Origin of the sequence: Candidatus Leptofilum sp. (assembly GCF_965223525.1) — a bacterium.
Taxonomy (GTDB): Bacteria; Chloroflexota; Anaerolineae; order Promineifilales; family Promineifilaceae; genus Leptofilum.
Genome location: NZ_CBDCWX010000004.1, coordinates 501,893 through 527,978, shown reverse-complemented (window position 1 = coordinate 527,978; position 26,086 = coordinate 501,893). Strand labels below are relative to the sequence as shown.

The window sequence follows — 26,086 nt, the reverse complement described above, 5'->3', positions numbered from 1 at the left end:
TTCGGAGAAAAAGATGACCCTAGCAGCCACACCAAAAATTAAACGAATTGCCATGCTCAGCGTCCACACTTGCCCGCTTGCCATGCTTGGCGGCAAAAAAACGGGCGGCATGAACGTCTATGTGCGCGACTTCAGCCGCGAGCTGGGGCGGCAAGGCATCTTCGTGGATGTCTTCACCCGCTCCCAGGATGATTGCGTCCCGCGCGTTGTGCATGAGTTGGGCAGCGGTGGTCGCGTCATCCACATCCCCGCCGGGCCAGAAAAACCAATCCCCGTGGACCAGGTTGGCAACCATCTGGATGAATTTACCGCCGGCGTCCTCGCCTTCGCCACTAGCGAAAACATCCAGTACGATCTCATCCACAGCCATTACTGGCTCTCCGGTCTGGTGGCCGATAAGCTGCGCGACACTTGGCAAGTACCCATCATCCACATGTTCCACACGCTGGGCCACATGAAAAACCAGATCGCCCAAAGCAACAACCAACGCGCGTCAGAAGCACGTCTGGCCGGTGAATATAAGGTGATGGCACTAGCTGACAAACTCATCGCCGCCACCCTTGCTGAAGAAGCCCAGCTCAAAGAACTGTACGATGCCGATCCAGCCAAAATTGCCATTATCCCCCCCGGTGTGGATTTGGAGCGTTTCCAACCAATTGCCAAAGATGTGGCTAAAAAGCGTGTAGGCATTCCCTGCGGCGACACCAACATCCTCTTTGCCGGACGCATTGAGCCGCTTAAGGGTATAGATACCATGCTACGAGCGATGGCCCTCATTCAGGAACAGCGCCCAGACGTATTAAATAACGCTTGCATGGCTATCATCGGCGGCGACCCGTGGGCGGATGACTTGGATGAGGAAATGGCGCGTCTACAGCAGCTACGTACTGACCTGGATATTCATGATTTAGTAACATTTTTAGGTGCTAAGGACCAGGAAATTTTGCCGAACTACTATGCCGCCGCCGAAGTGGTTGTGATGCCCTCGCATTACGAAAGTTTTGGCATGGTAGCGCTGGAAGCAATGGCGATGGGTACGCCCGTCATCGCTTCAGAGGTTGGGGGTTTGGCACATTTGGTGAAGCATGGCGTAACGGGCTACCACGTCCCAAGCCGCAACCCGGAAGCCTTAGCCGCCCGCATCTACGAGATGCTTTCCAATCAGGATTGCCGCCAGCAAATGGGCCAACAAGCCCGCAACTACGCTCGGCAATACGATTGGGCCAACATCGTCAATCGGATGATGGCGGTTTATGAAGACAGTGTGTCAGGAAAAATAGCAGTTGAGTAATTGTCATTCCTCATTCCATTCGGAATGACATCTTCACTAATTTGGTTCAATCAGTTCAAGGCCGCCCATGTACGGCCGTAACACCTCTGGCACTACTATCGAACCATCCGCCTGCTGATTATTCTCCATGATGGCGATCATCACGCGGGGCAACGCCAAGCCACTGGCGTTGAGCGTGTGTGGATAACGCAGCTTGCCCCCTTCTGCTGGACGATACTTGATGTTCGAGCGACGCGCCTGAAAATCTTCCGCATTGCTGATCGAGCTGACCTCTAGCCATTCACCACAGCCTGCCGCCCACACTTCGATGTCGTATGTTTTGGTCATGGCAAAGCCCACATCTCCCGTGGCTAAATCCACAAAGCGGTAGCGGAACCCCAGCGCGTCGCAAATGTCTTGGGCATACTGCTTCATATCTTCCAGCACCTTGTAGCTCTCGTCTGGATGGACAAATTGGTACATTTCCACCTTGTCGAACTGGTGCCCCCGCTTAATGCCGCGAACATCTTTGCCTGCACTCATCTTTTCGCGCCGCCAGCAAGGAGTGTAGGCCACATATTTCAACGGCAGGTCAGCCTCGTCCAAAATTTCGTCGCGGTGCAGGTTGGTGAGGGCAATTTCGGCCGTACCCAGCCACATCAAATCCTCCTCCGCATCCCGGTAGATGTTGTCGTAGAATTTTGGTAGCTGCCCGGCTCCTTCAAAGACGTGCGAACGCACCATGAATGGCGGATAAATTTCCGTAAAGCCGTGCTGCTCCAAATGGGTGTTTAGCATGAACTGGATGAGCGCCCGCTGCAAGCGAGCCCCTGCCCCACGCAACACATAAAAGCGGCTGCCGCTCAGCTTCACGCCCCGCTCAAAATCAATAATGTTGAGCGCTGGCCCTAAATCCCAATGAGGCTTTGGCTCAAAATCGAACTGCGGCTCCGGTGCGCCCTGCGGCTCGTGGAAAATATTGTGTTCCTCATCTGGGCCGACTGGCACGCTTTCATGCGCCAAATTGGGCACCCACAGCAAATTGTCATGCAAGCGGGCTTCCACTTCGCGGAGTTCCTCGTCAAAAACGGCAATTTGCTCACCGATTTTGCGGGGCGCGTTTTTGGCTTCCTCAGCCTGAGTAGCTAATGTTTCTACCTCTGCCCGCAGCGCATCGGCCTCTGGGCCATCCGCCATGCGCTTTAGCTCTGCCTCTTTTTTCTTGAGATTGCCCATGAAGCGGCCAATCTCCTTCGAGGCGCTGTTGCGCTTTTGGCGTAGGGCTTCTACCTCTCTCAATATCTCACGGCGACGGTCGTCATCGGCCAAAATCTCATCAATCGGAGCATCGTTGTTGCGCTTGGCAACCTGCTCCTTCACCCACTCTGGTTTTTCACGTATCAAGTTAATATCTAGCATAAGAACCTCCGGAAGCTGCTAGTTGTTAGTGGCTAGTAATTGTTACCAGCCACTAACTCACTATCAACTAAAATAAAAAAGTCCCCTCGTCTCTTTTTCCAGGACGAGGGGGCCCGTGGTGCCACCTGGTTTTGTCGATAATCTAATTATCGACCTCAAAAGCTGTAACGGGCTGACCCGGCTTGCCTTGTTTCGGCAGCGACTCTAGAGTGGATTTCCGGCTAAACAATCATTCGCTTGCACCACCCGCGAACTCTCTGGGGATTGTGACAGCCATACTCGTCTCTGTCATCGTCGTTGTGTATCTTGTTGTGGGGCATTATAGCTGGGCGGGAAACTGCCGTCAACTTCACAAAAAATCATCACGAATGGGACGAATATCACAAATTTTTTCTTTATTCGTGTCATTCGTTCATTCGTGTTATTCGTGTTTCAAAACACTATCGTCAAAATAATATTCGTGGAAGTCAGCAACGGCCGTATACCCTATCTTCTCATAAATGTGGTTGGAGACAGGGTTGCTCAAATCTGTGAAGAGCGTGCAAAACTGATAGCCATCGTTCAACAGCTTCTGGCTGAGCGTGGCGACGCAGGCGGTAGCGTAGCCGCGACCACGTAATTCAGCAGGCGTGTAAACCAATGAAACTGAGATACCGTGTCGGGTTGGACGCGCTTTGGAGGCCATTGTCACCACCTCCCCCACTTCATTTTCCCATACAAACAGGTCACCATTCTGGATTTTGCCTCGTGCTAAAAGCTCTGCTGACTCTAAATCATCCTGAATATTCGCATCTTGGTGGAAACCTTGAATCCACGCTACCGTGCGCTCAAAATCATCGGCATTGGCCGGGCGCAGGGTGCCGGGTGGCAAATTGAGGGGCTGCACCTGCCGCAGTTCAAAGACACGCTGCATCATGCCTGGCTTGGGGGAACGGCCGTTCTCTCGCTCCCACATTTTTGCCCACGCATCGGCCACATTGGCTGGCCCCAGCACCGCAGGCACCGTCCAACGGCCTGCCATCGCGCCCTGCAACGCCTTGACCACTGGCTGGCAGTCGTCCCAATGGCTGTACAGCACCATCTTGCGTGGCGGGGTCATGACAGCCGCCCCGACCAATTCGCTGCCGTCTTCCACCACTGCCAAAAACGGCCGATTTCGCCGCCGGGTTGGGCTCTGGCTGAGCCGAAACACAATACCCAACATGAGACCATTCAGCACTTCCTGCGCTTCCAAATAATCGAGCACCACATTCAAAAAATCAGTTGTATTCTTAAATAATTTGACTTTCATTGTGAAATCCCGCATCGTCCGCCCGCCCATAAATGGGCAAGCTAGTACAGTCCTGGAGAAGTCCTTACCATGTTTTGAAAAGTTACTTCTCGGACTGTTTAAGTATTGCGATTGACATAATAACGTGTTGCATATTTGCAAATCGCAATACTAGATTATGGAAGCCCCGCAGGGGCTTTTCACAACTAGCCGGGGTGATTCATCCCCCGGCGGTCCTGCCCAAATTTGGGTAGACACAGGGGTCTACCCCTACATTTTACACCCGTTCGTCATTGACGAATTGACGTTCGTACAGTTTGCGGTAGAGGCGCGCCTGGGTCAACAAATCTTCATGGATGCCTTGTTCGACGATACGGCCGTCCCGCTCCACCACGGGCACGTCCGGTGGTTCTAAAGTTGTTTTGATTGATGTCATAAAGTGGAACGTATCACGAAAAGAAGTTTTGACAAGAAGTGTAGGGCATAAAAATGATGAATAGATTTAGCACAAGTGGCAAGCCCCAAACGCCTTACGGAATCCCCCACAAATGAATCAGTCCATCAACGGTAGCAACTGCCAGAAAACGGCCGTCTTCTGAAAAAACCACGCTGGAAAATTCAGTCTCACCGTAAGGCAATGTCGCCGCAAACTCGCCGCTTTCAGCCAGAAAAAGTTGATTTTCGGCAACAAGGAGCTGTGCATCAGCAGAAAAAACCAGATTCGGTGACGCAAATTGCTGCGAAATCCAAATAGGTAAGTAAGAGAGGTCATCATTCAGTTTCCAAACAGACAAAGGGCCATCCAGCACCAGGTAACGACCGTTTTCAGAGAAAACAACCGCGTCAAAATAGGCTGGAAAATCATCAGTAACCTCAATAAATTCACCATCTGCCAGATGAAACAATACAAACTCGGGGTGTTCACGAAAATCAGAAGGAAAGTTGGATAGTGTCAAAGCGACGGCCCCGCTATCTCCTAAACTGGAAATATAGCGCATGCCTGTTGGCCCGGCTGGTGTATCAGCCCAAATGCTCGGCGAGAGGTAAGGAGGTAATGATTGCACGAGAGTACCGCTCTGCCACATCGCCCAACGGCAATCAGCACCGCTTGATAATAGCTCATCACTTTGTGCCACAAACTCAAGGCCAAACACCTTTCCAGAATGCGCCTGGGCGCTGTTCAAAATCTGGTTTCCGTCAAGTGAACGCCACTCGACTGTTCCATCAGCATAACCAATGGCATAAGTTTTATCCAAATCAGAAAATGATAGAGCTGTGGCTGAAGGAAAATCGGCGGCAATTGAGCCATCTGAGGTTTGATAAAGGTTGATGCCGACATCAGACTTGGCTGCCAAATATTGTCCATCCTTGCTGAATTTTAATTCAGTCGTCATGGCTTCATAACCAGCGGCAGTTTGTAACAAAGCAACTGCGTTTACGCCCCACAATTGAACAAGCCCCTCTGGTAAACCTGTGACCAGCATTTGACTATCTGGGGAAAAGGCAATGCTTTCAATGCCCGGATCAAATTCATGGATGAAAGCACCATCCTCCACCCGATACAGCCTTGTTCGCGTTGGGGCAAAATCTGACCAATAGCTGAAACTTGCAGCCAAGAAACGACCGTCCGGCGAGAAGCTAATTTTCTCAACGAACGCTGGCCCAGATGGTTCAGCCAAATGTATTCCATCACAATCAAAATCTGAGGCAAAATCATCATTATTGCTTTGAGGCAATTGAAGAATCATTTCTCCATTACTGACTTGAAACAGCTCAATCGCACTACCGCCCTGTGTCACATAAGCTGTTGGCTGCATACCGACAGCTAAAATGGCCGCGTCTGGGGAAAAAGTCAGAGCACTGACTTTTCTACTGAAATCGTGACGATTTTGGTCATCCATGGTTGTAGTTTCGCTTGGAATAACAGTGCTAACAATCTCTAGCGAAGGCCAGCGATAAATGGTGACAATGTTATCATCATTTACAGCCAACAATGTTTTGTCAGGCGAAAAAGCTACAATTTCCCTGGTAAAATCTGACGGCAGCTCAGGGTTGTCATTATTGAAATGTTCATCTACAGAATCAAGTGTGAAATCCTGACCAAGCATCGCTAAGTCAGCATTGTGGGTAAAAACACCCAACTCGGTGCGTACAAAAATCTCCTGACCATCATCCGAAAACCGAACGTCTTGAATCACCCCACGCCCCCAGCGGGCTAGTTCAGTTACCTGGCTCACGTTTTCGGGTATGATGGCGGATTCTGGTTGTGGTACGGCCGTTCCGCTCAAAACAGGCACCAGTGTGGGTGATGGGGTTGGGGTTTGGGTCGGGGGCAAAGTGGCTGTTGCCGTGGGTGTTGGCGAGGGCGTATTGGTTGGTGGTGAGGATGTTAGGGTGGGAACGGCCGTTGCCGTAACAGCAGCAACCTCCGTATTTACCAATGTTGGCACCGGAGTTTGTACAGGCGGTTCCGAACAGGCAATTAGCAAGCAAAAACAAGACAAACAAGAGGAAAAGATTTCACGATTGCGACTCCTTTCCCTTAATTATACCGCGTAATTTATGGATTCCTCATCCATCAACAAACGATTGCTATGTGATTTGCCCATCAACTTTCATCAATTCTTTGCCGTACAGGATGGCCGTCCTTTAGTTGAAGCAAATCCCAGAGATTGCCGTACAAATCGGCAAACACAGCGACGGTGCCGTACTCTGCCTCTTTTGGTTCACGCACAAAGGTAACGCCTTTGGCTACCATCTCGTTGTAATCGCGCCAAAAATCGTCGGTGTGCAGGAAGAGGAAAACGCGCCCGCCGGTTTGGTTGCCTACAAATGGCTCTTGCTCTGGTTTGGAAGCGCGAGCCAGCAGCAGCGTGGTGCCGCTGGAGCCAGGCGGAGCCACCACCACCCAGCGTTTGTCCTGCTCTGGCTGGTAAGTGTCTTCGATGAGGGTAAAGTTGAGCTTCTCGGTGTAAAAAGCAATGGCCTCGTCGTAATCGCGCACAACGAGGGCAATATGAATGATGGCTTGGTTCATAGCTGACTCCTCGGAGAATTATGAAGGATGAATTATGAAATCTGTTAATTTTCACTCAGTACATATTGCGTGTTGCGTAGAAGTTGACGCAATACGCAACACGCAATACGTTTTTCATTCATGGTGGTGGGCAGTGAAGGAATGTAACCTTATCAACACACGGGTGTTATTTTATGTGAACGGCCGTGTTGGTCAACCGCTCCATTTCCATAACATATAGATGGGGTAGCCGCGCAAACAAACCAAATTGAAGCAGATCATTGACCTGGAGGCGTAAAAATGGAAGCAAATGTGGTGTCTGAAGTTATTCTGCCGTTAGCCATTTTTATCATCATGGTGACGCTGGGAATGACCCTGACAGTGGCTGATTTTCGCCGTGTACTGTCTGAACCGAAGCAGATTGGCGTGGGATTGCTGTGCCAGATTATGTTGCTGCCCCTCGTAGGCTTTATCATCGTTTATCTGTTCCCGCTGGAGCCAATTTTTGCTCTCAGCATCATCTTGCTGGCTGCCTCTCCTGGCGGCACAACCTCCAACCTCATCGTTCATGCAGCCGAGGCAGATCGGGCTCTATCTGTCTCACTCACCGCCATCTCTAGCTCACTGGTTTGGCTTACGCTCCCATTTTTGATGGATATTGCTTTTCGCACGGTTGGGGATAGTACCCAAAGTATCACCTTCCCCATCGGTGAGGTGATGATCCAGGTGGCCGGATTAACGCTGGTTCCGGTGATAGTTGGCATGTTAATTCGTCGCTACCGACCTGAATTTTGCGAACGCGTCAAAAATGGCTCCAAAATCTTCTCCGGCCTTTTTCTTTTGCTCATTATCATCGTGCTGGTCATTCAAAATTGGGACACCATCTTAACGGATGGGCCGCGTTTCGCGCTGGCATTCATCGTGCTAAATATTGCCGCGTTGCTCATTGGATACGGCCTATCCAAGCTGGTAGGCATCAATAAGCTCCAGTCAATTACGATTGCCATTGAGATGGGGTTACAAAATTCTACAATTGCGATTACCGTCGCCCTCTCCATTTTTGGCAGCGGCGACATGGCGATTATTCCTGGGCTTTATGGAATGTGGATGCTGCTGACTGGCTTTGCATTTGCCTTTTGGATGACGCACAACCGCACCGAACCTTCAGCAGTGGCGGGATAGGCTATAGTCAACCTCCCGCAGGTTTTTCCAGAAAACAGTTGCAAACAGAACCTGTGGGAGGTTTTCTCTCTAGCGTACTGTGGCCGTCATCAAAATGCCCTGTCTAGCGCGCAGCGTCACCAGGGCATGTTCATCGATGGGATGGTCGGGAACAAGCTGGAGGCGGAACCGCTGCAAGGTCGTGGGCAAAATAATAATGCTTTCCATCAGGGCAAACTGGTCGCCAATACATTTGCGGGCACCTGCGCCAAAGGGGATGTAGGCGTAACGATGCCGAGCAGCTTCTTGCTCCGGCGTAAAGCGTTCAGGATCGAACTTTTCTGGTTCTGGCCAAAATGTGGGGTGGCGATGCAGCGTGTACGGGCTAACGGCTACAATGGCTCCCTTGGGGATTTCGTAGCCGCCAATTTCATCATCCACCAATGCCCGGCGGCTAATTGACCAGGCCGACGGGTAGAGGCGCATCGCCTCTTTGATGACTTTGTCACAGTAAAGTAATTGGGGGAAATCGGCAACGGTGACGGTACGGCCGTTCAAAACCGCTTCCAACTCCGCTTCAATCTGACTGACAACTGCTGGCTGCTGCGCCAGCAAATACCACAGCCAGCCCAGCGTGTTGGCCGTCGTTTCATGCCCGGCAATGAGCAACGACATCACCTCATCCCGAATTTGCTGGTCACTCATGCCCTCGCCGCTGTCCTCATAGCGGGCTTGAATAAGCATGTCCAGCAAATCGTGTTGTTCGGCGTGCGGCCGTTGCCGCCGTCGCTGAATGATGTCAAAAACAATGGCATCCAGCACCTTGAGCGTTTCCTGAAAGCGTTTGCGCTTGGGTTTGGCAATTTCGATGAGCGTATTGACCGCCTCGCCAATTTGCTCGGCTTGGGCATCTGTGTCGTAGCCAAACAGGGCGCGGGAAACGATGTTGAGGGTAAGCGTCATCATCTCGTTAGCCATATCAAATGGCTCATTTTGGCTAGCGTAACGATCTAGCCTGGCTAGCGTTTCATCCGTGGCCGCGACCATTAAATCGGCAAAGTTAGCCAAATAACGGCGATGGAAAAAGGGCTGGATGAGGCGGCGCTGCTTGCGCCAGAGCGGGTTTTCGCTGGTAAGCAGCCCCTGCCCGGTCACGGCCTGGAGCATATATTTGTTGAGGTGGGTGTCTTTATTGTAGTTACGGCCGTTGCTCACCAAAATATGCTTCACAAAGTCAGGATGGTTGAGCAAAAAGGCTGATTCTGGCGTGGCGCGGTACTGCACCACGTCACCATAGTCGCGGGTAAGCTGCAAGAAAAAGCGATGCGGCGCCCGCACCAGCTCCCGTGCCCCGCCCGAAAAAAAAGGAGCTTTTTTCAGCTTCTGTTCACTGATACCACTAAGTTTTATATTCATTTTTTCTCAAAGATACACAAATATTTTACGGCCGTCTCGCTCACAACTAGCCGCTAATTCTCCAATAAAAGTTGCCCATATCATACCCGAACGAGAATCGAAAACCCAAGAAAAAAGCCCGGTTCGTTTTGTCACCGGGCAGTTTTTCTTTCGTTATCCCTCGTCGCGCTCGCGGAGGTGGGGGAAGAGGAGCACCTCGCGGATGGTGGCTTTGTCGGCCATGAGCATCACTAGCCGATCCACGCCGACGCCAAAGCCGCCATTGGGTGGCATTCCGTAACGCATCGCTCGCAGGTAATCTTCGTCAATGGGGTTTAGCTCGTCCTCGTCCTGGGCGTACATTTTTTGCAAATCTTCAAACCGCTTTTGCTGATCCAGCGGATCGTTTAGCTCAGTGAAGGCGTTGCCCATTTCCATGCCCGCAATGAAAAATTCAAATCGCTCCACATGCCTTGGATCGCCAGGGATTGCTTTGGCCAGCGGCGAAATGTCGCGGGGGTAAGTAGTGATGATGGTGGGTTGGATGAGCTTTGGCTCCACAAAGTCACCAAAGAGGCCATCAATTAGCTTGCCCCAACTCGCCCCGATGGGCGCATGCCCGCCCGCCTCGCGGATGGCGTTGGCCAGACCGGGGGCGTCGGGATGCTCCATGTAATCAATTTCGGCAAATCGCTTAATGGCGTCACGCATCGTAATGCGGGGCCAATTTTCGCCCAGGCTGATGGTTTGCCCCTGATACGTAATTTCTGGCTTACCTAGCACATGTTCAGCAACGTACTTCACCATGCCTTCGGTGAAGTCCATGACGTTATGGTAATCCCAGTAAGCGGCATAAAACTCCAGCATCGTAAATTCTGGGTTGTGTTTGAAGCTAACACCCTCATTGCGGAAGTCGCGCCCAATTTCGTAGACGCGCTCAATGCCGCCAACGAGCAGTCGTTTCAGGTACAGTTCAAAGGAGATTCGCAGGTACAGTTCTTGCTTGAGCTGGTTGTGGTGGGTAGTAAACGGCCGTGCCGCAGCACCCCCATACAAAGGTTGTAAAACCGGGGTTTCCACCTCTAAAAAGTCGTGTTCTTCAAAGTAGCGACGCAGGGCGGAGATAACTTTGGCGCGGGTTTTGAATATCTCGCGCACTTCTGGGTTCACGGCCAGATCGGCATACCGCTGGCGGTAGCGTTCTTCCACGTCGCTGAAGGCGTTGTGGCGCACAATTTCGCCGTCTACTTCCTGCTCTTTCACCACCGGCAGCGGGCTGACGGCTTTAGCCAGCATCTTCCATTCGCTGACGCGCAGGCTCACTTCACCGGTGCGCGTGCGGAACAAGGTGCCAGTCGCTTGTACAAAGTCGCCCAAATCGAGCAGTTTGCGGAAAATTTGATGGGACTCCTCACCGATGGCTTGGCGGCGCACGAACAGTTGGATACGGCCGTATCCATCTTCAATGTGGGCAAAAACCGTCTTGCCCATGTCGCGGCTGCTCACGATACGGCCGCACAATGTGGCCTCAATTCCTGGTGCGTCGTCGGCCTCGGTGGATTCGGCCGTTTCAAAGGCGGCAATCGCCTCGGCGCTGGTGTGGGTGCGATCCACCCGCAGCGGATACGGCTCAATGCCCGCTTCACGCAGCTGATCAATTTTTGCTAATCGTTTTTCTTCCAGCGGTGTAGGTTCCCAAGACATGCCCTTCTCCTTGGGTAAGGGTGAGGCAGTTGGTAGACAAATTGATTTTGCCAAACCATCTGCTTCCCTAACTGCCTCGCCCCTACATTGTCAATCATCAAAAAAGCCCGTGTTCTCCACGGGCTTCAAAAAAATCACAATCGTACCGGGTAACGCCTGCCGATGTTACCCAATCTTAACGACGCGGAATTCTAAAACCCCGTTGGGTGCGTTCACACGCACCACTTCGCCAACCTTCTTGCCCAGCAAGGCCACGCCCAACGGACTCTCGTTAGAAATGCGCCCCGCAGCGGGATCAGCTTCGGCAGCGCCAACCAAATGGTACCGCTCTTCGTCGTCATACCCTTCTTCGCTAACTGTTATCCAGTCGCCAACATTGACAACATCCGGTGAGCCACCGTTGTCATCAATGATTTGGTAATTTTTCAGAATGTCTTCCAATTCCTGAATGCGCCCTTCCAGAAATGCCTGTTCGTTGCGGGCGGCTTCCAGTTCGGCATTTTCCACAAAATCATCATCTTGCCCGTCCTGAAAGGCGCGGTGCAGCCGATCGGCCACCTTTTCTCGCCCTTCGGTACGCAGATGCTCTAATTCCCTTGTGAGTTTGTCTAAACCTGCTTCTGTTAATAAGTGAGGTTTCATTAATGTCATTGTTTACCCCTGAACGAGCCCCTAGGCTCGAAAGATTTTTTTTACCTGAGACCAACAATCTGTAGAAAATAAATTTTCAGCACATCATCCTAAGACGGCAAAAACCGCTGTAAACAGCGGCAAGGAGTGTATTATGGTCGTCAGGCGGGAAATTATATCAAAAACAGTCCTATTGTAAAGAGGCAATTTAGGTGAATTGTACGGCCGTTACACTAGCCAACACCTCATTTTCTGTCGCCGCTGCCGTCACAAACACATCCCCCACATCACGCAGCAAAATGAAGCGCAGCTTGCCTGCTGCTTTTTTCTTGTCAGAGAACATGGCTTGGTAGATGGCGTTTGCCTCAAATTCTGCTGGGATGCGCGTGGGCAGCCCCTGCGCCTGCAAAGCATTCTCAATACGCCCTTGCATTGCTGGGTCGCAATGTTCCAGCCGCGCCGAGAGGTTGGCCGCAGCCACCAATCCCATCGCCACACCCTCGCCGTGCCGCACACGGTAGCCACTCACCTGCTCAATGGCGTGGCCAAAGGTGTGCCCCAGGTTCAACGTGGCGCGTCGCCCCTGTTCAAATGGGTCTTCCTGCACCACGTCTCGTTTAACCTTGATGGCGGTGGCAACAAGAGACTGGAGACTGGAGATTGGAGATTGGTGAGTTAGTCTCCAGTCTCCAGTCTCTAGTCTCCCAAATAATTCAGGATTGCTAATCAGCCCATGCTTCACTACTTCGGCCATGCCTGCAGCGAACTCTTCGGGTGGCAAGGTTTGCAGGGTGGAAACGTCGGCGAGAACGGCCGTTGGCTGTTTGAATGCGCCTACCAAATTTTTACCCTGCGGCATATCCACGCCCGTTTTGCCCCCCACGCTGGCATCCACCATTGCCAGCAGGCTGGTGGGGCATTGCACAAAGGCAACCCCGCGCATGTAGGTGGCAGCCACAAAACCGGCCACGTCTCCCACTACGCCGCCGCCCAGCGCTACAATTGTTGCTTGCCGATCAATGCCAGCCACGAGTAGCTGGTCGTAGACGGTTTGGACGGTTGCCAATGTTTTGTGCTGCTCCCCGGCGGGGATGGTGACCGTGCAGGCTACACCCCCCAGCCGATCGGCGTGCAGCGGCCCCACGTTGCTGTCGGTGATGAGGGCGATTGGCCCGCGAATCTGAGCCAGGTCTGCCAAATTTGGCAGCAACCCTGCCCCGACCAGCACGTCATACTGGCCAGTGGGATGGGTGACGAGGAGGTAAATTGGATCTAATTTCACAGTTGCTGTCCTGTAAAGAGAACGCTGATCATCCTGATTTCCCTGAAAAAATGCTTAAATCAGGTGAATCAGGCAAATCTGCGTTCTATTCTCACTGTTGCACAAAGAAAAGTAGCCACTAATCACCAACCGCTAAAACAATTTCATCGGCAACTTGTGCGGCCGTTTTGCCATCGGTGCTAATTTGGGGGAAACGGCCGTATCCACTACGGCGCATTTCCAACAATTGGGCGATTCGTTCAGCCGGGCTGGGCACGTTGAGCAATGGTCGTTTCTCATCATCCTGCACCCGCGCCAAGATGGTTTCGGGAACGGCCGTTAGGCAAAACACCGGCCCCGACGCAGCCAACGCCTCCGCATTTTCCTTGTCCAGCATCAGCCGCCCGCCCGTGGCAATGATGAGTCCCTGCTGCTGCGCCAGCTCCAGCGATACGGTGCGCTCCCAGTTGCGGAACGTTTCTTCTCCGTCTTCGGCAAAGATTTGGGCAATGGAACGGCCGTCTCGCTCCACAATGAACGCGTCGGTGTCGGTGAACGGCCGTTGCAGCCGCTGCGCCAGCAATTTACCCACAGTGGTTTTACCCGTACCCATAAAGCCCGTGAGGATGATGTTATTTTTTATTGCCAACTCTCATCTCATCTTGCAAACAAAAAGCCGCTCATGAAGAGCGGTCTTATAAAAAGTGACCCTGGAAGGACTCGAACCTTCAACCTGCTGATTAAGAGTCAGTTGCTCTGCCAATTGAGCTACAGGGCCGTGTTTAGGGCGGACGGAATTATACAAAATTCTAGTGTAAAATCAACTATCGCTCTTGCAAGAACTCGGCTGAAAGCCAGCCCACCTGACCATCCAGAAATACCTCTTGCCAGGTGAAACCATCGGCCGTTGCGTTGCCATCCAGCAATACCACAATCGTATCAACAGACAAAACCGCCAGCACTGGTGCATCCAGCCGGGGTTCTAGCCGCAAATTGGTGCCAAAGGGGTAGGTGATAACGGCCGTTCGCGGCGTAGCGGTTGGCGTGGCAGTTGGGGTAAAGGTGGGCGTTGCCGTAGGCGTTTGCGTGGGCGTTTCAGTTGGCAACACCGTCGCGGTAGCTGTGGCGGTTGCCGTTGGCTGCGGCGTTGGCGTAAAAGTTGATGTTGGCGTGGCGGTTGGTGTTGGCCCCGGCGTGAATGTGAGCGTAGGCGTGGGGGTGGGCGTTAGCGTGGGCGGTATCTCCGGGTCTAGCTTCGTTACCTCAATCACTTCCAGCGTCAGCGCCACGCTTTCCAAAATTCCCTCATCCTTCAAGGTGGCACCGATGGCTGTTTGCAACTCTTCTACTATCCGGTGCGGCAATGGCGATGTTGAACGCGCCGTGATGTCTAGCGTAAGCAAATCTCCTTCAAAAGTTGCCTCTGGTGTTCTATCTAGCGTCGCACCAGCTACCTCATCCAGCTTTACTTCCACCACCTCGTAAATCCGCGTCAGGCGTGCCTGCTCCTGTGCCAATTGGTAGGTAAATCCCGAAATGAGCGCAATCACCACGCCCAGCGAAATGAGCGCCACCCGGCCGCTACGCGCCTGCACCTCCCGCCGCGACTTCTGATTTACGGTAGGTCGAAAGCCCAAAATGAGGAACATGAGGGCTGTAGCAGAGCTAATCGAGACAAAGTTGGCCGAAAAGAGCAGCATCGCTCCAAAGGCATGATTGTACCGCCCAGCCGTGAGCGAGATGCCCACGGTAGCCAGCGGCGGTACCAGGGCGGCGGCAATGGCCACGCCGGGCAATGCCCCGGCCGCATCAGAACGTGCCAAAGCGTACCCCCCAGCCAAACCTGAAAACAGGGCAATGCCCAGGTCAATGAGCGTGGGTTGGGTGCGTGCCAGCAATTCTGACGTGGCGGGCTGATTGATACTGAGAAAGCCCACCAATGCGCCAAAGCCAATCGCCAAAAGCATTCCGCGAATCACTGCTCCCAGCGAGAGCCGGATAAAACGGGCGTCGCCCAAAACCACCGCCAAGCCAGTGCCTACCATTGGCGACATTAGCGGCGCAACCAACATAGCACCAATGACAACTGCTGGACTATTAATGATTAACCCCAGCGCCGCAATAATGGTGGAAAGTGAGATGAGCATATAATAATCGAGGTCGGGGCGAGCACTGCGCCGAATGCGAGTGTACGCTTCGACGCGGTCTCGTAGCTCCATGCGCGGCAAATATTGGCGCAATCGCCAGGCGGCGTTGTCCCACCAGCTTCCGAAGCGGCTGCGTGGCTGCCGCACGATAACAACTGGTTTTTTGCTTTGACGCACCACGGCCGCGGGAATGTCACCAAATAAAATCTTGTCAATGGAGCTTTCCTGGCTGGCACCAATTATGACCATATCGCACTCATTTTTGGCCAAATCAGTGATGCCTGCCGTCACGGAGGATGCGGTAACAACTTTGGTTTCGATGCGGTCGTTGGCATCCACAAACTGCATGAGCTGACGCAATCGAGCATGGCCCAGGGCTTCCTGGTTTTGCAAATATTCTTGGGCAATGTAAACGGCCGTTACCTTCACTTTATTTGTCAGCGGCAACAAAAAGGTGAGGGCATGGGCCGTGTTGGGGCCACCAGCAGTGGGGATGATGATGTGGTCCAATTCGTCGTTGAGCGTAACGGCCGTTTCCCCAATCACTTCTTCATGATCGCCACGAATTGCCGCCACTGCACATGAGACGCGGTTCAAATTAAACGCAATCGGCCCATCTAGATGCGCTACGAGCAAATCTATGGCCGCCTCGTTGACAAACTGCGCCAGGGCACGATCAAAGTTTGGGGATGTCATCTGCAAAACGATGATGTCGGTTGCTTCTGGGTCTAGCGCTTTGATTTGTTCGGCCTGGACACGGGCAGCTTTGAGGGCAGCCGGATTCATATCTGGCAGGTAGATGCCTGCAATGAGCTGCCCCCCATTGGCACGAGCCAGCGCCAGGGCAAGCTGCCAAGCGCGGCCTAACGCCTCTTTTGGGGTTAAAATTACCAGGGCGCGCCACAATTTTTCGTCGGGAAGCTGGCCGTCAATAAGCTGCATGGGGTGTAAGTATAGCAAACGGCCGTTACTTTTTGAAAGAAACCGCGAACCAAATGCAGCACAATTTATGCTATAATGAACACATCAGTTTTACAGGAGCAACCAGATGAAACGGTTTGAGCTAGAAGAAGAAGAACGCAAAATGTTGCAAACCTTAGCCAAGCGAGGTGCCATGAGCCCTAGCGAAGTCGCGGCCGAAACGTGGACGCTGCCCGGCAAAACGTTATCAGTACTGCGCGATTTGTCCAGCGCAGGCTTTGTTTTGCTGCGGGATGACACTAACAGTCCCGACGGGATGCTGGTTGCTATCACAACTGAGGCGCGCGTTTACCTCAACGGCAGCCTGACCTAAGCTCACTCAATACACGTTACGCAGAAAACCTTTTTGGCCGCGAATTTCAACGAATTAGCGCGAAACAGTAGGATGATTCGCAAAAATTCGCGTGGTTCGCGGCAAATTTTATTTACCCCCACAACCGGACATTCCCAATGGCTACCACCCCACCAGAAGAGATCACCTTTGGTCGTCGCACAAAAATTACCCGCCGCATGAAAGTTGGTGCAACCATCTTTTTTCTGCTACTGGCTGCGCTTATCACCATCATCGTTTTTCCTATCACTGAGACAACGCCCGCTTGGGTAGAACCGACCCAAAGCAATGTCTATAATTTCATGGCGCGCATCTCGCCCTACATTTTGGTTGGTCTGTTGGGGGCAACCGTCGCCATTGCGGAATTGGTCTCCACCTTCCAAACGTACCCACGCGAGGCGTTGCGGACGCGGTGGGCGTGGATTTTAGTGGCGGTTAACGTGGTTGCTGCCATGATTGCCCTGGTCGTGGTGCGCGTCACAATGACCGAGATGAACCCGAGTCTGCAAATTCTAAGCGTCGGCGTGGGCTTTCAGGCAATTATTCGCACTCGGTTTGTGCTGGCCAAGCGCATTGGGGATGATGGGCAAGAGGGTGAAGTCGCTTTGAATCTGGGCTGGCTGTATGATCAATTCCAGAACCTGGCCCGTACCCAAATTGATCTGGAGTTGATGAATAATAGGCGAACGGCCGTAACCCGCCTACTAGACTATTACCCCTCCATGGCCGAACTGTACGACATCGCCTGGTACACCATCACCGCCCGCGCCACGCTCAGCCGTGAGCAGGAAGAGCAGCGCAAATCAGACCTAGAGAAGCTGCTAGACCCCAAAGCACCAGAAAACTTCGCCAAATCCAGCATCGCCCTCATGATTTTGGAAAATGGTGGGCAGGCGTATGTAGAACTCCTACTCACCCAAGCCATGCAAAACCTCAGCCCCGAAGCCATGACAATGAGCAAGCCATCCAGCACCGACAAGCTCATTTGGCAGCTTGTAGAAACTTACAGCCTACCAGAAATGGTCGCTCTGGCAGAAAAATTGTTCACAACCGAGAAAGCCATTCAATATGTGCGTGAAGCTGCTCAGCCCGATCCCGAAGCGAACACTACAAACCAAAAAGCAACCATCGCCCACTTTTTGGTGCAGCAGCTTGGCACGGAGCCATTGCAAAAAGCATTTGCAGAGCAGGAGTGAGTAGCCGCGGATTCTTTCCGCGCCATAAGAAAACTGTTTTAGCGGTAGGCCACCGTGTTAAAGCGGCGGATAAACCAGGCAATCATTGCCAGTTCCAGCACAATCCCCACCAGCAAAACCAGCCACCACCAACTGCTGCCATCCAGCGCCAACCAGTACGCTTTGGCCACCCAAAACGGTGGGAAGACACCACACAACCATTGCCACGGAGCGGGAATGAACCAGCCAAACATGATAAACATGCCAGAGATGCCCACAAATTTGGAGTAGGCGAAGCCTTGCACCTTGTTTTCCGCAAAGACTGCGAAAAAGAGAGTGACGATGGGGGCTGCTAACGAACTCCCCGCAGCGATCAGAATCATTTGCCACAGTGGCAACACAGCCTGATTGATAATCAAAAACATTCCTAAGACAATTACAAAACCAAAAACGGTAGACATCCCGATCCGGTAGGCCACATATTTGTTAAGCGGAACAGGTGTTATCAGCATGGCTCGCAAAGTATTTTGGTCTTTTTCGTCGAGCAGCATGAAGCCGAAAACTGTACCTACTAACAAGGAACCAGCAAACATGGCAAAGTAAGCCATCAGCATGGGGAAGACATCTGCCAGGCGAATTGGAATGTTGTCACCGGGCATAATGCCAGCGTCAATCAGGTAGTTGTTTAACCAGGGCATCCCGACGCGCAGCACCAGGGCAATGATGGCAGCGTAGACAAACATGAAGATTAGGAAGCTATCTCGGCCAATCAGTTTGGCATCGTTGCGTCCTAATTTGGTTACCAGTTCTGTCATGATCATGATGCTACCCTACCTTTTCGATAATGTGCGTCTGAAACGCACGATATGCCCAGATGGTGAGGCCGACGATTAGTACGGCCGTTCCCACCAAACCATATGCCCACTCCCAGCCAGCCAACGGCCGATACGCACCCACCATCAACATCGTCGGGGCGCTGGTAGGGATAAGCAGCAAAAGCCAATGCTCCACCCACCCCAAGAAGTACAAAAACGGTAGCTGCAAAATAACGGCAATGGCCGCCATCGGCAACAAAAAGTCGGTGATGGACGTGTAGCGCACTACCAGGACAATGCCCGTGAGCGTGTACAAAATGCCAATGGCCACAATGCCCAAAAGTAGCAAGGGAATGTTTGGTAGCGAGATACCCCCGGTAAATTGCATAATTAGCATCGTTCCTGCAATCATCACCACCGACTCAAAGGTTGCCAGCGCGGTTAGGGTGATGATTTTTGACCAGAGGTATTCAGACGGCCGTACCGGAGAGACAATCATCGCCCACAGGGTTCCTTCATCCTTCTCAAACAAAATCATCGCCGCCACGTACAGCAGCGTAGAGCCGCCCACTACCAACAGCATCAGCGTTGGCACTAGCGATACCATCTGGTCTGGGCTAGCCAACTGTGAGAGGACAACGGCCGTAATCACCCCGGCCACTACCCCAATGGTGTACAAATTGGTGCGAACCTGCACCACTACATCCGTCTTCATCGTTGAAAGGAGTCGGCTCATGCGCTTAACTCCTGCCCAGTCACCTGAATGAAGATATTTTCCAATGTGGTTTCTTGGGTGTGGATCGTTTCCAGGCGAACGGCCGTTTGCAAAAGCTGAATAAATGCCTGATCATGCCCTAGGCCATCCAGGGCGAAGGTTTGCTCTTCAATTGCTTCCGCCCCATTGCGGTAGGCTACCAGCACCTCCCGCTTGCCATATTGCTGCTTCAATGCTGCTGGCGCATCAATCACGGAGAGGTTGCCCCCGGTAATAAATGCTACTCGGTCACACAGCTCATCCGCCACGCTCATATTGTGCGTCGTCACAAATACCGTCGTACCTTGCTGCCGCAGCCGCAAAATCAAATCCTTAATTTTTCGGGCATTCACCGGGTCTAGCCCACTGGTTGGCTCATCCAAAAAGAGCATTTTAGGCTGATGAATTAGGCTGCGTGCCACATTCAGCCTCACCTTCATCCCCTTGCTAAATTCGGCCACCTTTTTGCCCGCATCATCCTGCAAATCCACCCAGCTCAGCAGCTCCAGCGGATCGTGCGTCTGGCCGCTGTAAAGCGAGCCAAAATGGTTTAGGTTTTCTAATGCCGTCAGCTTCAGGTAATGGTTGGGCAGCTCAAACGAGACGCCAATCTGCTCATACAAATCGTGTCCCCAATCCGCCACGCTGCGCCCCATAAGCTGTACCCTGCCGCTAAAATGCTTCAACAGCCCAATGAGAATGTTTTGCGTGGTTGATTTACCTGCGCCAGACGGCCCCAAAAAACCAAAAATTTCTCCCTCGGCAATGTCAAAGTTGAGGCCATGTAGCGTCTCCTCATTGGCTCCGGGATATGTGTAAGTTAGGTTCTGAACAGTTATCATTCTCATTTCACTCCTGTTGCATCGTTTCTAGCTGCTGGCGGCCTGCATCTACAAGCTGGTTCACAATGGTTTTGCCTGCCTCGTGATTGCCATCTTTGAGGGTAAGCGCATCGTTCATGATGGTGGCAATTGCTTCAATGACTTCCTCAATTGGCGGGAAACTCTCTTTGGGCAGCACCTCCTCCAAACCGACCAAACCGTAGGCCAGCATATCCATCACATGCGCCACCACTTTGGCGTCTAAATCTTGCCGAATGGCGCCTGCATCTTGCATCATCTTGATGAACACGGTGCGGGTAGATTCGGCCTGCTGCTGACGGAAGGTTTGGAAAAAGTTACCCGGTTTGCGAACGTAGTTGCCAAACACGCGAGAATCTTGCCGAAACAGGGCAGAGATGAAGGGGCTGCTGTTCATGGCATACAGGCTGTTTTTGTACATGCTGCCGATGGTTCCGCCTTGTTCATCTGCTTCCAGGCGACTGAGCCAAACGGCCGTATACCGTTCCATCTCCCGCACAATTAACCCTTCAAACAAAGCTTCCTTGCTATCAAAATGGAGGTAGATGGCACCTTTGCTAATGCCCGCCTCACGGGCAATGTCGCTCACGGTGGTTTTGTCGTAGCCGTAATGAACGATGAGGTTCGCAGCTACGTCCAAAATGCGTTGACGTCTTTCTTCGTTTTCAGATTTTGTCATATTGTTGACCGAATGACCAATTTGCCAATATTGGTCAAAATGTTATCTCGATTTTGCTGCCTTGTCAACTGTTTTGTGTGCAATCGCCCAAATTACTGGCAAATATCATGTCCTAAGCATGTGGTTTGACTTATCCTCCCACCCAAGAAAAGGATATAATGCCGAGAGTTGACAGCATAATATTAGTATTAACCTAAGTTGCTACCTTAACAGTCAAAAATGGTGAAGTCCATGAAAGCCAAGTAAAGTGGGTTTGAACCACCAAACCATTTTTACGAGGACAATCATGGACGAACAAATTGTAGCGATTTACACGCTGGTTAACGACCTTTTGCTTGGTTTAGGTCATCATGAAAACAGTCAATGCCGCATGAACGATTCCGAGGTCATCACCACAGCAATCGTGGCTGCTCTGTTTTTTAGCGGCAATTATGAACTTGCCCGTGCCTTCTTGCATCAAGGCGGCTACATACCAACCATGTTGAGCAAAAGTCGGTATTCACGTCGTCTGCATCGAGTGAGCCATTACATCGTGACCTTTATCGAGATGTTGGGCGCCCACTGGAAAGGGGTCAGTAGCGATTCGATTTACGTGATCGATACCTTTCCTATTGTGGTGTGTGACAATTGGCGCATTCGCCGCTGTCGTCTCTATCGAGAAGAGAAGTATCGCGGCAAGATTGCGAGCAAACGCCGCTACTTCTATGGACTCAAACTACATTTGATGGTCACCAGTCAGGGTCAACCAGTTGAGTTCTTCCTAACACCGGGTTCTGAAAGCGATGTGACTCACCTGCGCTCCTTTCAGTTTGACCTACCGACGGGTTCAGAAATCTATGCAGACAAAATCTACAATGATTATGCCATGGAAGACTTAATCAATGAGACAAGACAGGTGAAACTATGTCCTGTACGCAAGAAAAACAGCAAACGGCCGTATCCACCGTGGCGCACTTATTGGATAAAACTGCATCGCAAGATTGTGGAGACGACAGGGTCATCCATTGCACGCAGGATGCCGAGGAGCATTCATGCAGTCACAGCCGCAGGCTTTGAGCTGAAAATCGCATTATTTGTTCTGGCTGAGAGTGTCAGCCATATTTTTAAGGTAGCAACTTGAGTTAGTATTAACAAACCTTAAACAGATGGTACGGTTGTTTCTCAAGCCACCATCACCACCAAAATGCAAACCATCAAAATGGAACCGCTGTTTGTTTAAGGAGTGGGGCGCAGATAAACGCAGATGACGCGGATAAAAAATGTCTGAATCTCAACATTGTGCCGAAATGGCACAACCGACGGTGACGAGCGAATGAGTTTAGATAAAATTCGCGGAGCAAGGACAGATATTTCGAAATATCTAATTCATTGGACAAAAGAGGATACCTTTTGGGCAATCATCCGATCAGGCTTCTTCATTGCGACAGCGGCTCCCAGATTGCCAGAAGGGGAAACATATGCTTCCCCTACTATTCGTGAAAAAAGAGCTGTCTGCTTTAGCGAAACGCCTATTGGTAATTATTTACAATCAATTGAAGCAAATTCCCGATATGCAGAGAGACAATGGGGTATTGCTATTCCCAAAAAGACAATCTACTTTTACGGAGGACGTCCTGTTCTTTATGGGGACAGAGATTTACTACAAAGACTCGATTCAGAAGATAAATATCTATTTTGCCATTTTAGATACCCAACATATCCCGATTGGACACATGAACGAGAATGGAGAGCATGCGTAAATGTTTCAATCAACAATAGCATCGGCATCTGTAGCAATGACGAATTCCCCCATTTAATTTTTAAAGACGAATACAAAAGAAAACTACGATTCAGGCACTTGGAAACCACACAAGCAGATATGATCATCCCTTTTCACTTAAACAATATAGATGATAAGGGATTTAATAGTCGAAAACTAGGTCAAACCCCTGAATTCGTAATTATTGTAAGGGAAGAAATAAATAAACAAGAACTTGCAGATTTTGTGTCTGAAATTTCGTCACCTCAAAAATCTTGGGAAACACTAGTAGCTACAGTCTATGATTATTATCTGGGTACTTATCGAACCAGGTATCTGGCAGCTTTACAAAATGCCAAAATTATAGCTATAGAAAGTGTGAAAAAGCACAATAATCTCTGGCGGCTTGAGGATTTACTTGATCAAAATAGATAGGACTATTTAATAATGACAATTCCAGATTTTACAAAAATCAACTACCAATCCGAGGTCAAATCAGCAGGGAATACGGCAGTTCCCAACCCCACCATCCCTACCTGGCAAACATTAGAACAAATTGAGGTACGGCCGTTCTACACCCACACCGATCTCCAAAACATAGAGCACCTCGACTTTGTGGCGGGCATTCCCCCGTACCTGCGCGGCCCCTACCCTGCTATGTACGCCGTACGGCCGTGGACCGTGCGTCAATATGCCGGGTTCAGCACCGCCGAAGAGAGCAACGCCTTCTACCGCCGCAACCTCGCTGCCGGGCAGCGCGGCCTTTCCATCGCTTTCGACCTCGCCACCCACCGTGGCTACGACTCTGACCATGAGCGCGTGGAGGGCGACGTCGGCAAAGCTGGCGTGGCTATAGACTCCATTTTAGACATGCGCGTTCTGTTCGATGGTATCCCGCTGGACAAAATGTCCGTCTCCATGACCATGAACGGCGCGGTGCTGCCCATCCTCGCCTTCTACATCGTAGCCGCCGAAGAACAGGGCGTACCGCACGAAAAGCTCACCGGAACCATCCAAAACGACATCCTCAAAGAGTACATGGTGCGTAACACCTACATCTATCCACCTGTGCCCTCCATGCGTATCGTCGGTGACATCTTTGCCTACACATCACAAGAGATGCCCAAATTCAACGCTATCAGCGTCTCCGGTTACCATATGCAGGAAGCAGGTGCCACGGCCGACATCGAGCTGGCTTACACCCTGGCAGACGGTTTGGAATATTTGCGGGCAGGCGTTGCCGCCGGCATGAACATAGATGATTTTGCACCGCGCATCTCCTTCTTTTGGGCAGTGGGCATGAACGTATTTATGGAGATTGCCAAAATGAGGGCAGCACGGATGCTGTGGGCAAAAATCGTGAAGCAATTTAATCCGCAAAACCCCAAATCAATGGCACTACGCACCCACAGCCAAACCTCCGGCTGGAGCCTGACCGAGCAAGACCCATTCAACAACGTCACCCGCACCTGCCTGGAAGCGATGGCCGCAGCCTTTGGCGGCACCCAGTCACTACACACCAATGCCCTGGACGAAGCGATTGCCCTACCCACCGACTTTTCCGCCCGCATTGCCCGCAACACGCAGCTTTATTTGCAGCATGAAACGCGCATCACCCGCACGGTTGATCCGTGGGCTGGCTCGTATTTGGTGGAGACACTCACTCACGAGCTAGCACACCGCGCCTGGGCACACATTCAGGAAGTGGAAGAATTGGGCGGGATGGCCAAAGCGTTGGAAACTGGCCTGCCCAAAATGCGGATCGAGGAAGCGGCCGCACGCCGCCAGGCACATATAGATTCCGGTCAGGAAACGATTGTAGGCGTGAATAAATATCGGCTCGACCACGAAGACCCAATTGATATTTTGGAGGTGGACAACACGGCCGTTCGCCAAGCCCAAATTGCCCGATTAGCAGAACTGCGCGCCAACCGTGACCCCGCAGAAGTTGAAAACGCACTCAACGCCCTCATCCATGCGGCCAAATCTGGTGAAGGCAATTTGCTGGAATTGGCAGTCAACGCCGCCCGCGCCCGCGCCAGCCTGGGTGAGATTTCCGGCGCTCTAGAGCAAGTTTGGGGACGGCACAAAGCCAACATCCGCTCGATAGGTGGCGTGTACAGCAGCGAATTTGGAGAGAAAATGGAAATTGAAACCGTGCGCCAAATGGCCGATGAATTTGAGGAACAAGAGGGTCGCCGCCCGCGCATCATGGTCGCCAAAATCGGTCAGGATGGCCATGATCGCGGCGCAAAAGTGGTCGCCACTGCCTTCGCCGACCTGGGTTTCGATGTGGACATCGGCCCCCTCTTCCAAACCCCGGCTGAGGTAGCCAAACAAGCCATCGAAAATGATGTGCATGTGGTGGGCATTAGCTCATTGGCGGCGGGACACAAGACATTGCTGCCGCAGTTGGTGGAGGAGTTGGAGGAGTACGGCCGTTCCGACATTATGGTTGTCATCGGCGGCGTCATTCCGGCACAGGATTATCAATTCTTGTATGATCACGGCGCAGCCGCCATCTTTGGCCCCGGCACCGTCATCCCCATCGCTGCCCAAAAGGTGCTGCAAGAACTCAGAAATCGTCTAGGACATGAAGCGTAAGTAATCTTGCAAGATCTTACTATATAAAAATTGGCGTCATGTTGTCCATAAAGGTTACCAAAATATGACTCACCAGAACGACCCAAAGTATGACTTTGTCAAGAACACCATTCTCGAAAAAGTTGTTAAAGGATATATCGTCGGTGATCTAAGAAAAATGCTTGGGATCGAAGTAGATCCAAACGCGCATGGAAACCTTAATTTTCCAATAGCTCTTTACACTTTTACGTCTTTGGAATATCTTGGCTATCTTGTCTCAAGTAGGCCATTAACTGAATTAAACGGCCATGGGTACACGCAAAAACGAATTCTAGACTTCATTACACATCATTTCTCTGCCCAAGATAAAGCAGAAGTTTTTAAACTAGAAAACGAATTCGTAAAAATGTTCCGACATGGATTAGCTCACGAGTTTTTTCCCAAAATGAGCGCAGGAATCAGCAGAACTAACAGCACATTATGGTCAAAGTCAAGGGAAAGAGGCTCCTGGGTATTAGATGCAGATATTTTTGCCAATATGTTTATCAACTCTATTCCAAACCTCGAATCTAAAATTGAAGAGACTGATTTTTATTTACGAGTTTATGAAAGATACCATCTGAAGATTGAGGATACACCAGAGAATCTACTTACTACGACCACGACTTTTACAGGTCCATCAAGTGGACCGCACACAACGACTTTGTTACCTCGGGACAATGAATCTTTAGATGGTGATATGGGATCCATTAATCTTCCCTATTCTCAAGGGGACACTGGTGTTGCGGGCATTGACGAAGATATGTCTGAGTAATGTATTTTAGAATGTAAACCGAATACGAAAATCCAGACATTGACGCGAGAGGGTTAGAAACGGCCTTTCCGACATCACGGACA

24 protein-coding genes, 1 tRNA gene and 1 other annotated feature are annotated in these 26,086 nt (G+C 51.4%); of the genes, 9 read left to right on the top strand and 16 right to left on the bottom strand.

What is annotated here, in order from left to right; genetic code table 11:
* The first annotated feature begins 13 nt into the window (after positions 1-13).
* Positions 14-1,291 (top strand): glycosyltransferase, encoded by a 1,278-nt coding sequence (locus ACOQPM_RS02475; protein WP_420627642.1) that lies wholly within the window; start codon positions 14-16, stop codon positions 1,289-1,291.
* A gap of 36 nt (positions 1,292-1,327) precedes the next feature.
* Here ACOQPM_RS02475 and serS read toward each other — a convergent pair whose 3' ends face one another.
* The 4 genes from serS to ACOQPM_RS02455 form a co-directional block, all read right to left on the bottom strand.
* Positions 1,328-2,689, bottom strand: a complete 1,362-nt coding sequence (serS, locus tag ACOQPM_RS02470; RefSeq protein ID WP_420627641.1) for a serine--tRNA ligase — start codon at positions 2,687-2,689, stop codon at positions 1,328-1,330.
* A gap of 96 nt (positions 2,690-2,785) precedes the next feature.
* Positions 2,786-2,990 (bottom strand) — a binding site (T-box leader).
* Positions 2,991-3,110: 120 nt separating this feature from the next.
* The gene (locus tag ACOQPM_RS02465) at positions 3,111-3,980 is read right to left on the bottom strand and encodes a GNAT family N-acetyltransferase (RefSeq protein ID WP_420627640.1); all 870 of its coding nucleotides are present in this window, start codon (positions 3,978-3,980) and stop codon (positions 3,111-3,113) included.
* A gap of 256 nt (positions 3,981-4,236) precedes the next feature.
* Positions 4,237-4,395 (bottom strand): hypothetical protein, encoded by a 159-nt coding sequence (locus ACOQPM_RS02460; protein ID WP_420627639.1) that lies wholly within the window; start codon positions 4,393-4,395, stop codon positions 4,237-4,239.
* 94 nt (positions 4,396-4,489) lie between these two features.
* On the bottom strand, positions 4,490-6,157 hold the full coding sequence (locus tag ACOQPM_RS02455; protein WP_420627638.1) for a WD40 repeat domain-containing protein: 1,668 nt from the start codon (positions 6,155-6,157) through the stop codon (positions 4,490-4,492).
* 49 nt (positions 6,158-6,206) lie between these two features.
* On the opposite strand from ACOQPM_RS02455, the gene ACOQPM_RS02450 reads away from it, so the two are divergent.
* Complete coding sequence (locus ACOQPM_RS02450; protein WP_420627637.1) at positions 6,207-6,518, top strand: hypothetical protein; 312 nt, start codon at positions 6,207-6,209, stop codon at positions 6,516-6,518.
* A 49-nt stretch (positions 6,519-6,567) separates the two neighbouring features.
* On the opposite strand, the gene ACOQPM_RS02445 is transcribed toward ACOQPM_RS02450, so the two are convergent.
* Positions 6,568-6,996: a VOC family protein gene (locus tag ACOQPM_RS02445; protein WP_420627636.1), complete on the bottom strand. Its 429-nt coding sequence runs from the start codon at positions 6,994-6,996 to the stop codon at positions 6,568-6,570.
* Between the two features lie 279 nt (positions 6,997-7,275).
* Between ACOQPM_RS02445 and ACOQPM_RS02440 the strand changes: the two genes are divergently transcribed.
* The gene (locus tag ACOQPM_RS02440) at positions 7,276-8,157 is read left to right on the top strand and encodes a bile acid:sodium symporter family protein (RefSeq protein WP_420627635.1); all 882 of its coding nucleotides are present in this window, start codon (positions 7,276-7,278) and stop codon (positions 8,155-8,157) included.
* A gap of 69 nt (positions 8,158-8,226) precedes the next feature.
* Here ACOQPM_RS02440 and ACOQPM_RS02435 read toward each other — a convergent pair whose 3' ends face one another.
* The 7 genes from ACOQPM_RS02435 to ACOQPM_RS02405 all read right to left on the bottom strand — a co-directional run bounded on the left by ACOQPM_RS02435 (position 8,227) and on the right by ACOQPM_RS02405 (position 16,233).
* Entirely contained in the window at positions 8,227-9,552 is a 1,326-nt protein-coding gene (locus tag ACOQPM_RS02435; RefSeq protein ID WP_420627634.1) for a cytochrome P450, read from the bottom strand.
* A gap of 153 nt (positions 9,553-9,705) precedes the next feature.
* The gene (gene lysS / locus ACOQPM_RS02430) at positions 9,706-11,235 is read right to left on the bottom strand and encodes a lysine--tRNA ligase (RefSeq protein WP_420627633.1); all 1,530 of its coding nucleotides are present in this window, start codon (positions 11,233-11,235) and stop codon (positions 9,706-9,708) included.
* A 165-nt stretch (positions 11,236-11,400) separates the two neighbouring features.
* A complete protein-coding gene (gene greA, locus ACOQPM_RS02425; protein WP_420627632.1) occupies positions 11,401-11,886 on the bottom strand; it encodes a transcription elongation factor GreA in 486 nt (161 codons plus the stop codon).
* A 187-nt stretch (positions 11,887-12,073) separates the two neighbouring features.
* Positions 12,074-13,147: a 3-dehydroquinate synthase gene (gene aroB / locus ACOQPM_RS02420; protein WP_420627631.1), complete on the bottom strand. Its 1,074-nt coding sequence runs from the start codon at positions 13,145-13,147 to the stop codon at positions 12,074-12,076.
* 118 nt (positions 13,148-13,265) lie between these two features.
* A complete protein-coding gene (locus tag ACOQPM_RS02415; protein WP_420627630.1) occupies positions 13,266-13,775 on the bottom strand; it encodes a shikimate kinase in 510 nt (169 codons plus the stop codon).
* Positions 13,776-13,831: 56 nt separating this feature from the next.
* A tRNA-Lys gene (locus ACOQPM_RS02410) sits at positions 13,832-13,904 on the bottom strand.
* A gap of 46 nt (positions 13,905-13,950) precedes the next feature.
* On the bottom strand, positions 13,951-16,233 hold the full coding sequence (locus ACOQPM_RS02405) for a DUF389 domain-containing protein (protein ID WP_420627629.1): 2,283 nt from the start codon (positions 16,231-16,233) through the stop codon (positions 13,951-13,953).
* Between the two features lie 88 nt (positions 16,234-16,321).
* On the opposite strand from ACOQPM_RS02405, the gene ACOQPM_RS02400 reads away from it, so the two are divergent.
* A complete protein-coding gene (locus ACOQPM_RS02400) occupies positions 16,322-16,567 on the top strand; it encodes a hypothetical protein (RefSeq protein ID WP_420627628.1) in 246 nt (81 codons plus the stop codon).
* A gap of 137 nt (positions 16,568-16,704) precedes the next feature.
* Entirely contained in the window at positions 16,705-17,781 is a 1,077-nt protein-coding gene (locus ACOQPM_RS02395; protein ID WP_420627627.1) for a hypothetical protein, read from the top strand.
* 38 nt (positions 17,782-17,819) lie between these two features.
* Here the strand turns inward: ACOQPM_RS02395 and ACOQPM_RS02390 are convergent, their stop codons facing one another.
* Genes ACOQPM_RS02390 through ACOQPM_RS02375 form a run of 4 tightly spaced genes read right to left on the bottom strand, consistent with a single transcriptional unit; the run spans position 17,820 to position 20,868 of the window.
* Entirely contained in the window at positions 17,820-18,581 is a 762-nt protein-coding gene (locus ACOQPM_RS02390) for a hypothetical protein (RefSeq protein ID WP_420627626.1), read from the bottom strand.
* A 4-nt stretch (positions 18,582-18,585) separates the two neighbouring features.
* Complete coding sequence (locus ACOQPM_RS02385) at positions 18,586-19,311, bottom strand: hypothetical protein (RefSeq protein WP_420627625.1); 726 nt, start codon at positions 19,309-19,311, stop codon at positions 18,586-18,588.
* Positions 19,308-20,171 carry an ATP-binding cassette domain-containing protein gene (locus tag ACOQPM_RS02380; RefSeq protein ID WP_420627624.1) on the bottom strand — a complete coding sequence of 288 codons (864 nt, stop codon included), beginning with the start codon at positions 20,169-20,171 and terminating at the stop codon, positions 19,308-19,310. Before ACOQPM_RS02380 ends, ACOQPM_RS02385 begins: the two co-directional genes overlap by 4 nt.
* 7 nt (positions 20,172-20,178) lie before the next feature.
* Positions 20,179-20,868 carry a TetR/AcrR family transcriptional regulator gene (locus ACOQPM_RS02375; protein WP_420627623.1) on the bottom strand — a complete coding sequence of 230 codons (690 nt, stop codon included), beginning with the start codon at positions 20,866-20,868 and terminating at the stop codon, positions 20,179-20,181.
* A 286-nt stretch (positions 20,869-21,154) separates the two neighbouring features.
* On the opposite strand from ACOQPM_RS02375, the gene ACOQPM_RS02370 reads away from it, so the two are divergent.
* The 4 genes from ACOQPM_RS02370 to ACOQPM_RS02355 all read left to right on the top strand — a co-directional run bounded on the left by ACOQPM_RS02370 (position 21,155) and on the right by ACOQPM_RS02355 (position 26,003).
* Complete coding sequence (locus ACOQPM_RS02370; protein ID WP_420627622.1) at positions 21,155-21,988, top strand: IS982 family transposase; 834 nt, start codon at positions 21,155-21,157, stop codon at positions 21,986-21,988.
* A 192-nt stretch (positions 21,989-22,180) separates the two neighbouring features.
* Entirely contained in the window at positions 22,181-23,041 is an 861-nt protein-coding gene (locus ACOQPM_RS02365; RefSeq protein WP_420627621.1) for a hypothetical protein, read from the top strand.
* A 12-nt stretch (positions 23,042-23,053) separates the two neighbouring features.
* A complete protein-coding gene (scpA, locus tag ACOQPM_RS02360; RefSeq protein WP_420627620.1) occupies positions 23,054-25,210 on the top strand; it encodes a methylmalonyl-CoA mutase in 2,157 nt (718 codons plus the stop codon).
* A gap of 64 nt (positions 25,211-25,274) precedes the next feature.
* Positions 25,275-26,003, top strand: coding sequence for a hypothetical protein (locus ACOQPM_RS02355; RefSeq protein WP_420627619.1), 729 nt, complete (start codon positions 25,275-25,277; stop codon positions 26,001-26,003).
* The last annotated feature ends 83 nt before the right edge of the window (positions 26,004-26,086 follow it).